This is a genomic window from Planococcus sp. 1R117A (assembly GCF_051417975.1).
GTDB classification, from domain to species: Bacteria; Bacillota; Bacilli; order Bacillales_A; family Planococcaceae; genus Planococcus; species Planococcus shenhongbingii.
This window is the reverse complement of record NZ_JBPRLO010000003.1, coordinates 532,369-546,248: the sequence shown is the minus strand read 5'-3', so window position 1 is coordinate 546,248 and position 13,880 is coordinate 532,369. Positions and strand designations below refer to the sequence as shown.

General features: G+C 43.1%; 13 protein-coding genes. 9 read left to right on the top strand and 4 right to left on the bottom strand.

Annotated elements, in window-relative coordinates:
- Positions 1-66: 66 nt before the first annotated feature.
- Both ACSFXN_RS12440 and ACSFXN_RS12435 read left to right on the top strand, forming a co-directional pair.
- Positions 67-438, top strand: coding sequence for a YisL family protein (locus tag ACSFXN_RS12440; protein ID WP_437150425.1), 372 nt, complete (start codon positions 67-69; stop codon positions 436-438).
- Between the two features lie 318 nt (positions 439-756).
- Positions 757-2,208, top strand: coding sequence for an alpha-amylase family glycosyl hydrolase (locus ACSFXN_RS12435; protein ID WP_437150424.1), 1,452 nt, complete (start codon positions 757-759; stop codon positions 2,206-2,208).
- A gap of 138 nt (positions 2,209-2,346) precedes the next feature.
- Here ACSFXN_RS12435 and ACSFXN_RS12430 read toward each other — a convergent pair whose 3' ends face one another.
- Genes ACSFXN_RS12430 through ACSFXN_RS12420 form a run of 3 tightly spaced genes read right to left on the bottom strand, consistent with a single transcriptional unit; the run spans position 2,347 to position 5,370 of the window.
- On the bottom strand, positions 2,347-3,681 hold the full coding sequence (locus tag ACSFXN_RS12430) for a CoA-disulfide reductase (RefSeq protein ID WP_437150423.1): 1,335 nt from the start codon (positions 3,679-3,681) through the stop codon (positions 2,347-2,349).
- A 10-nt stretch (positions 3,682-3,691) separates the two neighbouring features.
- The gene (locus ACSFXN_RS12425) at positions 3,692-4,546 is read right to left on the bottom strand and encodes a DegV family protein (RefSeq protein ID WP_437150422.1); all 855 of its coding nucleotides are present in this window, start codon (positions 4,544-4,546) and stop codon (positions 3,692-3,694) included.
- Between the two features lie 14 nt (positions 4,547-4,560).
- Complete coding sequence (locus ACSFXN_RS12420) at positions 4,561-5,370, bottom strand: Cof-type HAD-IIB family hydrolase (protein ID WP_437150421.1); 810 nt, start codon at positions 5,368-5,370, stop codon at positions 4,561-4,563.
- A gap of 170 nt (positions 5,371-5,540) precedes the next feature.
- Here ACSFXN_RS12420 and ACSFXN_RS12415 point away from each other — a divergent pair, with 170 nt between their 5' ends.
- The 3 genes from ACSFXN_RS12415 (at position 5,541) to ACSFXN_RS12405 (ending at position 8,945) form a co-directional block, all read left to right on the top strand.
- A complete protein-coding gene (locus tag ACSFXN_RS12415) occupies positions 5,541-6,308 on the top strand; it encodes a prolyl oligopeptidase family serine peptidase (RefSeq protein ID WP_437150420.1) in 768 nt (255 codons plus the stop codon).
- A 66-nt stretch (positions 6,309-6,374) separates the two neighbouring features.
- Entirely contained in the window at positions 6,375-6,683 is a 309-nt protein-coding gene (locus tag ACSFXN_RS12410) for a metal-sulfur cluster assembly factor (protein ID WP_146495978.1), read from the top strand.
- A 126-nt stretch (positions 6,684-6,809) separates the two neighbouring features.
- Positions 6,810-8,945 carry an ATP-dependent Clp protease ATP-binding subunit gene (locus ACSFXN_RS12405; protein WP_437150419.1) on the top strand — a complete coding sequence of 712 codons (2,136 nt, stop codon included), beginning with the start codon at positions 6,810-6,812 and terminating at the stop codon, positions 8,943-8,945.
- 32 nt (positions 8,946-8,977) lie between these two features.
- Here ACSFXN_RS12405 and ACSFXN_RS12400 read toward each other — a convergent pair whose 3' ends face one another.
- Positions 8,978-9,163, bottom strand: a complete 186-nt coding sequence (locus ACSFXN_RS12400; RefSeq protein ID WP_300989811.1) for a YjzD family protein — start codon at positions 9,161-9,163, stop codon at positions 8,978-8,980.
- Between the two features lie 186 nt (positions 9,164-9,349).
- Between ACSFXN_RS12400 and ACSFXN_RS12395 the strand changes: the two genes are divergently transcribed.
- The 4 genes from ACSFXN_RS12395 to ACSFXN_RS12380 all read left to right on the top strand — a co-directional run bounded on the left by ACSFXN_RS12395 (position 9,350) and on the right by ACSFXN_RS12380 (position 13,873).
- On the top strand, positions 9,350-10,282 hold the full coding sequence (locus tag ACSFXN_RS12395; RefSeq protein WP_437150418.1) for a beta-ketoacyl-ACP synthase III: 933 nt from the start codon (positions 9,350-9,352) through the stop codon (positions 10,280-10,282).
- 27 nt (positions 10,283-10,309) lie between these two features.
- Positions 10,310-11,551 (top strand): beta-ketoacyl-ACP synthase II, encoded by a 1,242-nt coding sequence (fabF, locus tag ACSFXN_RS12390; RefSeq protein ID WP_300989809.1) that lies wholly within the window; start codon positions 10,310-10,312, stop codon positions 11,549-11,551.
- 253 nt (positions 11,552-11,804) lie between these two features.
- Positions 11,805-12,851 carry an ABC transporter ATP-binding protein gene (locus ACSFXN_RS12385; protein WP_437150417.1) on the top strand — a complete coding sequence of 349 codons (1,047 nt, stop codon included), beginning with the start codon at positions 11,805-11,807 and terminating at the stop codon, positions 12,849-12,851.
- A complete protein-coding gene (locus ACSFXN_RS12380) occupies positions 12,848-13,873 on the top strand; it encodes an ABC transporter ATP-binding protein (protein ID WP_437150416.1) in 1,026 nt (341 codons plus the stop codon). Before ACSFXN_RS12385 ends, ACSFXN_RS12380 begins: the two co-directional genes overlap by 4 nt.
- Positions 13,874-13,880 lie beyond the last annotated feature (7 nt).

Sequence of the window (13,880 nt, the reverse complement as noted above, 5' to 3'; positions counted from 1 at the left end):
CAAACATGTCTTTTAGCGTTCCAGGTGTGCTAAACTGGAAAAGACTAAATTAAATGGGGTGACGGTTTGGACTTTTTAACTAATTCAACACATTTACACATTGCCACTTGGGTCATCGCAATCGTGCTATTCTTAGTAGCTGCTTTCATGAACCCGGCAAGCAAAGGCCGCAAAATTGTGCACATGGTATCTCGCTTGTTCTATATTTTAATCTTAATCTCCGGATTGGCTTTGTTTATCGCATATTCTTCATCAGATGCTATGATGTACGGCTTGAAGTTCCTTTTCGGCTTACTGACGATTGGTATGATGGAAATGGTGCTGGTCCGTTCGAAAAAACAGAAGCCTGTGACGATGTTCTGGGCGTTGTTTGCAGTATTCCTATTTATTACTATGTTCTTAGGTTTCTTACTGCCAATTGGATTAAATCTGTTTTAAAAAACTGGCGCTCAGGCGCCTTTTTTTTATGCCTTTAAATGACTGGGTTTTAATAAATCAGTGGGGCAGTAAATGCCATTTAATTGGCATGCACGATCAGGCAATTTTAACGTGGCGAATTGACTAGAGCGATGAAAATGAGGATATGTATAGAAAACGAACAAAAGAATTCACTATTCTGAGGAAATTCACAGATTAGACGAAAGTAGAGCCGGTTGCAGCAGTTTTAAGAATTATACATAGCAGTGAGGATGTGATTTTGTTAAAATTAACCGGGTGGAACGGAATAAATACGCCTCATTGAGGGAGGATTTTAGATTGAAAGCAAAATGGATTTTAGGCTTTTTGGCAGGAATGCTAGCGTTAAGCCCGATTCAGCCGGCTGCAGCTGCAGAAGAGCAGGCGATTGAAGACGAGATTATATATGATGTTTTGGTAGACCGTTATTTTAATAAGAAAATTCAAAATGATTATGAAGTAGATGCATTAGATCCGGCGGTTTTTAACGGAGGGGACTTTGCAGGCATAGTCGATCAGCTGCTTCATGTAAAAGAAATGGGCTTTACCCTTTTGTCGATTGGACCGGTTTTTGCATCGGATACATATGATGGAAAACAAGTGCTGGATTATACTCAGCTTGAACGCCATTTTGGTACAGAAGAAGAACTGAAAAACCTGATTAAAGAAGTTCATGAACAGGACCTCAAAGTCATGGTTGATGTTCCGACTCAAAATGTTAGCAAAGATCATATTTGGGCAACGGAAAATCCGGAATGGTTCACTGGAAACGAAGACGGCACGCTGTCGTTGGATACCGCAAATCCAGAAGTTCAAGAAGCATTGATTTCAGCTTTAAGCGAATTCATCAACCAATATGATGTCGACGGCTTGCGTTTGCAAGATGCTGATCGGCTGGATAGCAGTTTTATAGCAGACTTTTCTAAAGCGATGAAAGATATTAGAGATATCTATTTGATAAACGATGTGGAAATGGAGCCGGCACCTGGACTGGATGCAGTTGTATTGCCTGGAGCGGAAGAAGTGCTTCGGAACTCTTATAAGCAGTTTGATCAGGATACTTCGAAAATGCCGGCTGTTTTGAAAGATAGTGAAGGAAACCTGATTCGGATGGATTCGATCAGCAGTTCACGTTTTATCGCTGATGTAGTGGAAGAAAGAGGTTTTCCGCCGACACGCATGCGTTTAATGCTGACTCAATTAATGACAATGCCGGGCATTCCGGTAATCCAATATGGCACGGAAACTGTCATGAACGGGGCAACACTTCCTGAGTCTCATCAAATCCTAGATTTGGCTGTAGATGAAGAAATGATTGACCATATCACGAACTTGAATACACTCCGAAACTCATCTCCTGCTCTGCGCAGCGGAGAAACTGAAGTGCTTATAGAGGAAGACGGCTGGATCGTTTATAAGCGTTTTAACGATGAAGAAACTTGGATTGTCGCTATAAACAACACCTCCTCCACAAAAAGCATCAATTTACCTGCTGATGTGATAGGCAGTGATAAAGAATTGCAGGGATTATTCGAAAGTGATCGGGTACGGCAGGAAGCAAATGGCGAATACCGGATTTCTATGGACCGGGAAATTGCTGAAACATTCCATGTTACTGAAGAAACGGGCTTTAATAAAGCTTATATCGCAGCATTAGCCGTATTGTATCTTGTCTTTATGGTATTCCTTTGGATTGTCTGGAGAAAAGGGAAACAGCGGAAAGCGGACGAAGCAGCTAAAAATCTTAGATAAGACAAAAGGAAACCACTGCCCTAAAAGGGCAGTGGTTTCCTTTTTTATTTAAATGGCATTTTGGAAATTCAATGATAGCAGTAAATTAAAGCTTTTTCTGTTAATAAGAATAACAGATTTGAGGATCCATAAAATCTGTTATTTGCTGAATGCTTTGTAACCGGCCATATTGATCGGGTCTTTTGGTGAAGAATAAGGTGGGGCATAGCTCAATTCCAAAGCTTGCAGATCATCAACCGTCAATCCTGCATAAATGGCCGTAACAAGGACATCAATCCTTTTATCGACGCCTTTTCCGCCGATGCACTGTGCACCTAGAATTTTTCGGCTGGCCGAATCAAAATGGACTTTGAGCGTGATTTTAGCATGGTCCGGGTAATATCCGGCATTCGAATTGCCGCGATGTATGACGGTTTTATAGGAAATGCCTTTATTTTTGATTGTCCGTTCGTTTAGTCCGGTCATCGCCACCGTCAGCGAAAATATTTTAACGACAGATGTTCCAAGCAAACCTTTTTTAGGAATGGCGTTGCCTGTCAAGTATTGAGCGATCAGGAAGGCTTGCCTATGTGCTGGCCAAGCAAGAGGGACCCGTTTAGGATCACCGGTGACCATATCCGTATTCTCAGATGCATCCCCGAGAGCAAAAATGGAGGGGTCTATCGTCTGCATAAACTCATTCGTCATAATGCCTCCAGTTTCGCCAATAGGAAGCCCGGCTTTTTCAGCTAATTCGGTATTCGGTTTTATTCCGATGCTCATGATGATAAAATCAGCCTGCAAGCGCATGCGATTGGACAGCTCCACTGAACCGGAATCGGCTTTTGTAATGACGGTCTCTTTAAATAACTGTACCTCATTAGCTTGCAGTTCAGCTTCTATCAATTGAGAAATATCGGAATCCAAAATCGACATGACCTGGCCGGATTTATGTACTAGCTGAACTTTGAGGCCTAAAGCCTTTAAATTTTCGGCCATTTCCAAGCCGATAAAACCGGCGCCTGAAATTACGCAACTGGCGGGATTGTTGACGTCAATAAACTTGCTGATTTTTTGCATGTCGTCGTAACTCCGCAATACAAATACCTTTGCCGTGTCCAGCCCCTCAATTTCAGGCACTATGGCAGATCCGCCTGGCGCCAAAATCAATGTGTCATAGGATTCGGTGTATTGCGCACCAGAACTCAAATTCCTGACAAGGAGCTGTTTTTGATCACGTCGGATTTCCAGCACTTCATGCTTCAGGAAAACATTGATATTGCGTTCTTCTTTGAATTGCTGAGAATCTGTCATAAGCAGCGAAGAAGGATCTTCGATAACATTTCCGATTGCATAAGGAGTGCCGCAGGCGGCATAGGACATCGTTGAATCACGGTCAAAGATTGTAATTTCAGCGTTTTTATCGTAGAAGCGGATTTGTCCAGCAACCGTTGCACCTCCTCCAACAGCACCCACAATGACTATTTTGCTCAAAGAAATCACCTCACGCTTTTATTTGATCCAGAAAAAACACAGCCAAAGTTCCGGGTCCGGTGTGAGCGGCAATTACCGAACCAATCATATAGATTTCGACTTGTTTAGGGTGCAGATTTTCTTCAATTTCCTTTTTTAAGAGGTGTGCATATTCCAAATCATCTCCGTGGCTGATGGAAACTGTCTGTCTACTCCAATCGGTTCCCCGTTCGCGCATCAATTCAACCATTCGCTTGATTACTTTTTTACGCCCCCGTAATTTTTCAATGGGCACTAGTTTGCCTTCTTCCACATGAAGCAGCGGTTTGATATTCAGTAATCCACCGACAAAGGCACTTCCTTTGGAAATACGGCCTCCTTTTGCCATATAATCCAAATCTTCGACCGTAAAAAGGCTTTGCATGTGTTCAGCCATGAAGCGCGTCTTTTCAATAATTTCATTTAAGGGATGGCCGGCGGAACGAAGCCGAGCTGCTTCTTTTACAAGCTTGCCGTATCCGAGTGATGCGGCTTTCGAATCCAGAATGGTTAACTTCAAGTCAGGATATTCTTCCCGCACTTGATCTGCCACCATGACGGCGGTACTGTATGTACCCGATAATTCAGAAGAAAAAGAGATGTAATAGCCTTCCTCTCCGTCTTTTGCCAATTGCTCGAATGCCTTCAGCACTTCCTCCGGGGAGACTTGAGATGTTTTTGGATGAGTACCCGAACGAATGGCATCGAACACTTTTTTCGAATCGATGCCACGGATATCATCATAATCTTTGTCCGCAATATGAACCCGGAGAGGAAATAAAACAAGGTTTTCATCTTCGAAAAATTGTTTTGGCAAATCAGATGCACTATCGGCAAATAGTCTCATGTAAAGCCTCCTTTTTATTTTAATTTTAAGCGGTCAATCAGCAGCTCAGCAATGCCATCTTCATTATTCGTCAGCGTGATTTCATTCGCAATATTTTTCAAGGAATCGATGGCATTTCCCATTGCCACTCCTGTTCCTGCAAATTCAATCATTTCCAGATCATTGTCTTCATCACCAAAAGCAATGATGTTTTCCCGGGAAATACCGAGGGATTTCGAGACACGATCAAGTCCGACCGCTTTGTTCATACCGCTTTTAACAATTTCAATTACATGCCAAGGAGCACCCCATCTACGGTGATCGATAACTTCGGCATGTATCGAGTTCAAATGATCGTGAATCAAGCCCACTTTTTCATAAGGTGCATGAATCAGCATGGAGGTTGGATCCACTTTCAAGTAATTTCGCAAATCGCCCGTCGTGATAGCTGGATCTCCAAATTTAAATATGTCCATTAATTTCTCATCATGGTGATGGACATATACATCGTCCAGCACTTCCGCCACAATATTGTGGAAATTGAAATCATGCATAGATTCCACCACTTCATGGACCACATCCAATGAAATCGGTGTGTGGTAAATGCCCCAATTATTATCTGTTGGATGATGGACGAATGCCCCGTTGAAATTGACGATAGGTGTAGTCAGTCCCAATTCTTTATAATAAGGTTCGCTTGAACGGTAAGGGCGGCCAGTAGCAATCATTACTTGATGCCCTGCCATCAGCGCTTTTCTTAAAGTTTGTTTTGTTTTTTCTGAAATGACTTTCTGATCGGTTAATAGCGTCCCATCTAGATCCAGGACAATTAAATGTTGTTTCATGATATTCCGTCTCCTTTCTCTCTCTAGCTATAGTGTAGCGATAATAGAAGTGTTTCGTCAAAAAACTTAACGAAATATTTCTAGGGCATTCATATAAAAACAGTAAAGTTTCACATTGTTTGCCGACTTTCTTGAACATTGTTACGATATATATAAAGGAAGTGAAGTAAATGATAGCAGAACACGAAGTATGGAATGAAATTCCATTGCTCCATGTATATCCGGAAGGAAGAAAAGATGAAAGTCTGCCAACTGCAGTATTTTTCCATGGCCATATGAGTGCAAAAGAACATAATCTTCATTATGCCTATCAAATGGCCGAAAAAGGGATGCGTGTGCTGCTGCCGGATGCTCTCTTGCATGGCGAACGGGAAGAAGGGCTTGATGAAGTCCAAATGAGTTTAAGATTTTGGGAAATTGTCTTGACTTCAATTGAAGAATTGGCATACATACACGAAAAGATCCACGAAAAGCAATTAGCGAAAGGCGAAATCGGTGTTGGCGGGACTTCAATGGGGGGAATCACGACACTTGGCGCTTTGACTGTCTATCCTTGGATTAAGGCGGCGGCGGTTATGATGGGAGCAGCGAATTATGTTCAGTTGGCAAAAGCCCAAATGGCTCAATTTGAATCAAAAGGATTTAAATTGCCGATTACGGATGAAGAGCGGAAACAGATGCTGTCCACGCTGGAGCAATTTGATGCAACAAAAAACAAAAGAATTCTCAACAAGCGCCCACTCTTCTTTTGGCATGGCGAACAAGATACGACAGTGCCATTCAGCCCGACATACAGTTTCTTTAAAGCGTTAAAAGATGATTACGAAGAAGTGCCGGAGCATCTCCATTTTATGAACGAACGAGAGGCGGGGCACGCCGTAAGCCGGCCGGGAATGCTTGCGGCTACCGAATGGCTCGCTCGGCATATCGCACAATAAGCAGGGGAATTTCATTTCCGCTGAAAGTTTGTTAAGATGGAAAGAGCAGATAAGGGAGGGATTCTTATGGATCAAGATATGAGAGACAGTATTATGGGAGCTTTAGAGCAAGTTATTGACCCTGAATTAGGGGTTGATATAGTAAACTTGGGCCTTGTCTATGATGTTGATATGTCGGAAGAAGGCTTTACAGTTGTAACAATGACCTTAACTTCAATGGGATGCCCAATGGGACCTCAAATCGTGGATATGGTTAAACATGCTTTATACGAATTGCCGGAAGTAAGCGAAGTCGATGTGAAAATCGTTTGGCAGCCAGTATGGGGTAAAGACAAAATGTCCCGTTATGCGAAAATGGCACTCGGGGTACGCTAATAAAAAGAACCCAAGGAATTAACAAATTCCTTGGGTTTTTTTATTGCTTATTGTTTGCCATTTCGGACGGAATTTCATATAATTTAATTAGTCAATAAAGGTCAAACTCTTAAAGGAGTGAAAAAGATGGTTCAATTTGCAAATCAAGAACAAAAATCGCCGTTAGAGCAATATGGCCGAAATATGGTGGAGCAAGCCAAGAGTGGAAAAATGGATCCTGTGATCGGCAGGGACCAGGAAATCCGCAACGTTATTCGCATACTATCACGTAAAACAAAAAACAATCCGGTTCTGATCGGTGAACCTGGTGTCGGTAAAACAGCCATAGTAGAGGGGCTCGCACAACGGATTGTCCGCAACGACGTGCCAGAAGGTTTGAAGGACCGGACCATTTACGAACTCGATATGAGTGCATTGATTGCGGGGGCCAAGTACCGGGGAGAATTTGAAGAGCGTTTAAAAAGTGTTTTAAAACAAGTTAAAGACAGTGATGGACAAATTATTCTATTCATAGATGAAATTCATACAATTGTTGGTGCAGGAAGAACTGAAGGTGCCATGGATGCCGGCAATATGCTGAAACCGATGTTGGCACGCGGAGAACTTTACTGTATTGGTGCCACTACATTGGATGAGTACCGGATGAACATTGAAAAAGATCCGGCGCTTGAGCGCCGCTTCCAGCAGGTAATGGTCCGCGAACCTTCTGTTGAAGATACGGTTTCCATTTTGAGAGGATTAAAAGAGCGTTTTGAATTGCATCACGGAGTCCGCATCCATGACCGCGCTATTGTAGCGGCGGCGGCTATGTCGGACCGTTATATCACTGAACGCTTTTTGCCGGACAAAGCGATCGATTTGATCGACGAGGCATGTGCTATGATCCGGACGGAAATCGATTCAATGCCGCAGGAACTTGATGAAGTAACCCGACGCTTGATGCAGTTGGAAATTGAAGAACAAGCGTTGATGAAAGAAAAAGACACTGCGAGCCAAACCCGGTTGGAGACGCTGCGGAAAGAAATTGCGGAGCTGAAAGAATCCTCTTCCGGCATGCAGCAGCAATGGAAGGCTGAAAAAGAGTCCCTAAAAAAAATTCAGGAAAAACGCGAGAAACTGGATTTATATCGCAGACAGTTGGAAGATGCGGAAAACAAATACGATTTGAATGCCGCTGCAGTGCTGCGCCACGGAAAAATTCCAGAACTCGAAAAAGAACTGGCTGCTCTGGAAACAGAACTGAAAAAAGACGGGGCAGCGCGGCTCTTGCGTGAAGATGTGACAGACGACGAAATCGCCGGCATCGTTGCGAGATGGACGGGAATTCCAGTGACAAAATTGGTGGAAGGCGAGCGCGAGAAATTATTGCGACTCGGCGACACCTTAAGAGAACGCGTAATCGGACAGGACCGGGCGGTTGAACTGGTGACAGAAGCCGTCTGGCGAGCCCGGGCAGGCATCAAAGATGAGCATAAGCCGATTGGCTCCTTTATCTTCCTGGGGCCGACCGGGGTCGGTAAAACAGAACTGGCAAAATCGCTGGCCGCTAATCTTTTTGATTCGGAAGACCATTTTATCCGCATTGATATGTCGGAGTATATGGAAAAGCATAGCGTATCCCGCCTCGTCGGTGCGCCTCCAGGCTATATTGGCTATGAAGAAGGCGGCCAGTTGACGGAAGCGGTCAGACGCAATCCTTATTCCGTTGTGCTGCTTGATGAAATTGAAAAAGCACATCCGGATGTCGCGAATATTCTGCTGCAAATCCTGGACGATGGACGGATCACAGACAGCCAAGGCCGGCTCGTGAATTTCTCCAATACCGTCGTCATCATGACTTCGAATATCGGTTCTGCTTATATTGGGGCTGAAAATACCGAACACGATATTGAGGACATTGTAATGGCGGAACTGCGCAAGCACTTTAAACCGGAACTGCTGAACCGGATTGATGACATCGTCATCTTCCATTCACTAAACAATAGCCATTTCTACGAAATTGCTAAGAAAATGCTTGTCGAACTGGCGAACCGTATGAAACAGCAGCAGCTTGTGCTCGAGGTGGATGATTCAGTCATTGACTACATTATTGCAGCGGGAACCGATCCGGTATTCGGGGCACGGCCATTAAAACGGTTTATCCAGCGTGAAATTGAAACAAAAATAGCACGTGAGTTGATTAAAGGCGATATCGCTCCAAATACTGTGATGCACCTGGCAATGGATGATTCAAACTTGATCATAAACAAAAAAGAAGCGTAATCCGGATTTCGGATTACGCTTCTTTTTTATCATTAATGTTTTTCAGGTGTCGGTTCATCCGGAATAATCGATGAAATTACGAAAATCAGGATAGAAACTCCAATAGAAATATAAACGCCCATCATAAAGTCGAAAGGTACGTTTTGGACAGCACTTACAACATAGTTCAATAACGAAATTAATAAAAATGACCATAAGAATGTTCCAATATATTGCATCAATTTCACCTCAACATAAGATATCTTCTTTTATCATATCATACCGTTTCCTGGACAGAAAGAAAGTTTGGCTTTTTTAAAAATAATTTGTCGGAAGTATGTCAGTGAGTTGAAAAAAATCTTCAAAAGGCGTATTATTATTACCAGGTACTAATAATTGATGTTAATTGAAAAGAGGGACCAATAATGAATGCAGGAATTATCGGCATAGGCAGATGTCTGCCTGAAGATAAACTAACGAATTTCGATTTGGAAAAGCGCATGGATACTTCAGATGAATGGATTCGTACCATGACAGGAATCGAAGAACGCCGGATTGCGAAAGACGATCAGGATACCTCTCATATGGCTCTGGCAGCAGCAAAAAAAGCCATTGAAGATGCCGCAATCGATCCGGCAGAGATTGGCATGATTTTGGTTGCAACTGTGACGCCGGATCAGCCTTTTCCTTCAATGGCCTGTACCATTCAGCAAGAGTTAGGGGCTGTAAATGCTGCAGCAATGGATCTGTCTGCTGCCTGTGCAGGATTTATGTATGGACTCGTTACTGCAAAACAATTTATTGACTCTGATGTATATAAATATATATTGGTTATCGGTGTAGAAAAATTATCGAAAATCACCAATTGGGAAGACCGCAACACCGCTGTGCTTTTCGGAGACGGGGCAGGAGCTGCTGTTCTTGGAAAAGTGTCGGAAGGACGGGGCATTCTTTCCTTTGAACTTGGAGCAGATGGCACAGGAGGAAAACATTTGTACCAGGATGAGTACCTGGTGATGAATGGCCGTGAAGTGTTCAAGTTTGCTGTCCGCCAAATGGGTGAATCAGCGGTAAATGTAATCGAAAAAGCTGGGCTCACCAAAGAAGATGTGGATTTCCTGATTCCACACCAAGCAAATATCCGCATTATGGAAGCGTCCAGAACCCGTTTAGAGCTTCCAGTTGAAAAAATGTCGAAGACAATCAATAAATATGGCAACACATCTGCAGCCTCTATTCCAATTTCATTAGTGGAAGATGTCGAAGAAGGCAGAATCAAAGAGGACGATGTAATAGTGATGGTTGGCTTTGGCGGCGGATTGACTTGGGGCGCAGTGGCAATGAGATGGGGCAAATAACTGTTTATGCGAAAGGAAGAAGATAGAATGGCAAATCGTCGAGTAGTGATTACAGGAGTTGGGGCTGTAACCCCGTTAGGCAATAATATTGAAACTACATGGGAATCCTTAAAAGCCGGAAAATCCGGAGTAGGTCCATTAACAAGATTAGATGCCGATCAATATCCGGCAAAAGTAGCTGCAGAAGTTAAAGATTTTTCGATTGAAGATTATATAGAGAAAAAAGAAGCGCGGAAAATGGACCGTTTTACACATTATGCTTTAGCTTCTTCAATCATGGCGATGAAAGATGCAGGATTGGAACTGGATGAAAAAACCGCTCTTCGAACTGGCGTTTGGATTGGATCAGGAATCGGTGGGATGGAAACAATTGAAAACCAGATGGATATTTTAAATAGCCGCGGAGTTCGCCGCATCAGCCCGTTTTTTGTTCCAATGATTATTCCGGATATGGCATCGGGTCAAGTATCAATTTATTTCGGAGCTAAGGCGATTAATTCTTGTTCCGTGACTGCTTGTGCATCTGGAACGAATTCAATCGGAGATGCCTTTAAAGTAATTCAGCGCGGAGATGCCGATGTAATGATTTCTGGTGGAGCGGAAGCGCCTATTACACGATTATCAGTTGCTGGATTTACAGCAAACACGGCATTGACTACGAATGAAGATATTTCAACGGCGTCTCGTCCTTTTGACAAAAACCGGGATGGTTTTGTTATCGGAGAAGGAGCGGGCATTGTTATTTTAGAGGAATATGAACATGCTAAAGCTCGTGGTGCCAAGATATACGCTGAACTGGTAGGTTACGGTTCGACAGGAGATGCACACCACATTACTGCTCCGGCTCCAGGCGGAGAAGGGGCAGCGCGTGCAATGGCCCAAGCGCTTGAAGACGGCGGAGTTGAAGCTACGGAGATTGGCTATATTAATGCCCATGGTACAAGTACGCCATATAATGATCTTTTTGAAACGATGGCTGTTAAAACCGTATTTGGAGAACATGCTTATAATTTAGGGATGAGCTCTACAAAGTCGATGACCGGGCATCTGCTTGGAGCTGCCGGCGGAGTGGAAGCAATTTTCACTGCTTTAGCTTTAAAAGAAGGCATCATGCCTCCAACGATCAACTATGAAACACCGGACGAAGAATGCGATTTGGATTATGTCGCAAACGAAGCCCGTAAAGCTGACTTTACGTATGCGATGAGCAATTCACTTGGCTTTGGCGGACATAACGCTTCTTTAGTCTTTAAAAAAATAGAAGAATAATTCAAATGAAATCTTGACCGCCAGGCTAATTTAGCCTGGCGGTTTTTGCTGTCTAAGGAAATTTATATAAAAGCAGTAATAATTTGTGACTATCCTAACAAGTAGAAGTGTATGGCTTTTTACCTTCTTTTATTTTTCGAAATAGTTTAATGATTACTAAAATTACAAGAAATCTATTGATTATGTAATGTTTTTGTAATAAACTTTAATTCAACATAAGTTGTCAGAATAAAAAGAATTAAGAGGTGTTTACATGTCAATCCATTACTCATCCAGTAAGGCGGCACCCCTTCTTCAAGTAAAAAATCTTCAAACCGGTTTTAAAATAGATGGAGAATTTTATAATGCTGTAGACGGTGTTTCATTTGATGTGAACCGGAAACAGATTGTCGGAATTGTGGGCGAATCAGGTTGCGGAAAGAGTGTCATGTCGCTATCCATTATGCAATTGCTGCCAACGGGTGTTGGCAAAATTCGTGGCGGTGAGATTGTATTTGAAGGAGAGAACATTTCAAATTTATCGGATAAAAAGATGAACAAGCTTCGCGGCAAAGATATTTCTATGATTTTTCAAGAACCCATGACTTCGTTAAATCCGGTATTCACGATTGGTTACCAGATTGAAGAAGTTATATTGAATCATGAAAATATATCGAAAAAAGAAGCGCGCCTGCGTTCAATCTCATTATTAAGAAGTGTCGGCATCCCGCGGGCCGACAAAATTGTGAGTGAGTATCCTCACCAATTGTCGGGAGGAATGAGGCAGCGGGTTATGATTGCCATTGCGATTGCCTGCCAGCCGAAATTGCTGATTGCGGATGAACCCACCACTGCACTGGATGTGACGGTGCAGGCACAAATTTTAGAATTGCTGAAAGGCATCCAAGAAACAAATGATATGTCCATCATTCTAATTACGCATGATTTAGGGGTAGTAGCAGAAATTTGTGATGAAGTCCTGGTCATGTACGCGGGGAAAATTGCAGAACGGGCTACAGTGGATGAGCTCTTTAATAACCCGAAACATCCATACACAGATTTATTAATGAAAGCGATTCCAAAAATGGATGAAGATGTGGAAAAGCTGGCAACAATAGAGGGACTGGTACCTTCTATTACGAATATGCCTCAAGTTGGCTGCAGGTTTTCGAACCGCTGCCCAAAAGCCATGCCGGAATGCATGACTGTAACCCCTCAGCTTAGGGAAGTTGCACCGGGACATGAAGCCGCCTGCCTTCTTTATGACGAAAGCTGGCCAGAAGAGCAAAAACCCAAAAAAGAAGGGGCCACAATTTTATGACAACAAGAGATTTTATCCAAGATAGAATTGATAGTTTGGAAAACCGCGATATCCTGCTGGAAGTCCAGAACCTTAAAACATACTATCCGGTGACTGGGGGCTTTTTTAAACGAGTCATTGGGAATGTTAAAGCTGTCGATGATGTGTCTTTTACTATTAGAAAAGGAGAGACGCTTGGGCTTGTAGGAGAATCAGGCTGTGGAAAATCAACGACCGGCCGGACAATTTTGCGGCTTCTTAAACCGACAGATGGAAAAATCCTGTTTGAAGGAAAGGATATTACGAAAGTGACGGGGACCAAACTTCAAAAAGCACGCAGAGATTTTCAAATGGTTTTCCAAGATCCATATGCATCACTGAATCCGATGCAAATGGTTGGAGATATAATCGCCGAGCCGATTCTTAATTACGAAAAACGCAATAAAAAAGAACTAGAACAAGAAATTAAATCTTTATTGACCCGCGTTGGACTTCCAGAAGAAGCATATTACAAATATGCCCACGAATTTTCTGGCGGACAGCGTCAGCGTATCGGAATTGCCCGGGCTCTTGCGCTGAACCCTAAACTGATTGTGGCCGATGAGCCGGTTTCCGCATTGGACGTTTCCGTGCAGTCACAGGTATTGAATCTGCTGAAAGATCTGCAAAAGGAATTCGATTTAACTTATCTGTTTATCGCGCATGATCTAAGTGTGGTTAAGCATATGAGCGATCGAATCGGTGTGATGTATTTGGGCAATCTCGTTGAGCTTGCTTCAAATAGAGATTTATACAGAGAACCGCTGCACCCGTACACGCAAGCTTTGATTTCTGCGATTCCGGAACCGAATACGGCGATCAAGAAAGAGCGGATTGTTTTGCAGGGAGATGTACCGAGTCCGCAAAATCCGCCATCCGGATGTCCGTTCCATACGCGCTGTCCGATGGCAATGGATATTTGCTCGAAAGAGAAGCCTCTATTAAAAGAAGTGCGCCCGGGACATCATGTTGCATGTGTTCTGTATGAAGCTAAAAAAATTTAGGGGGGAA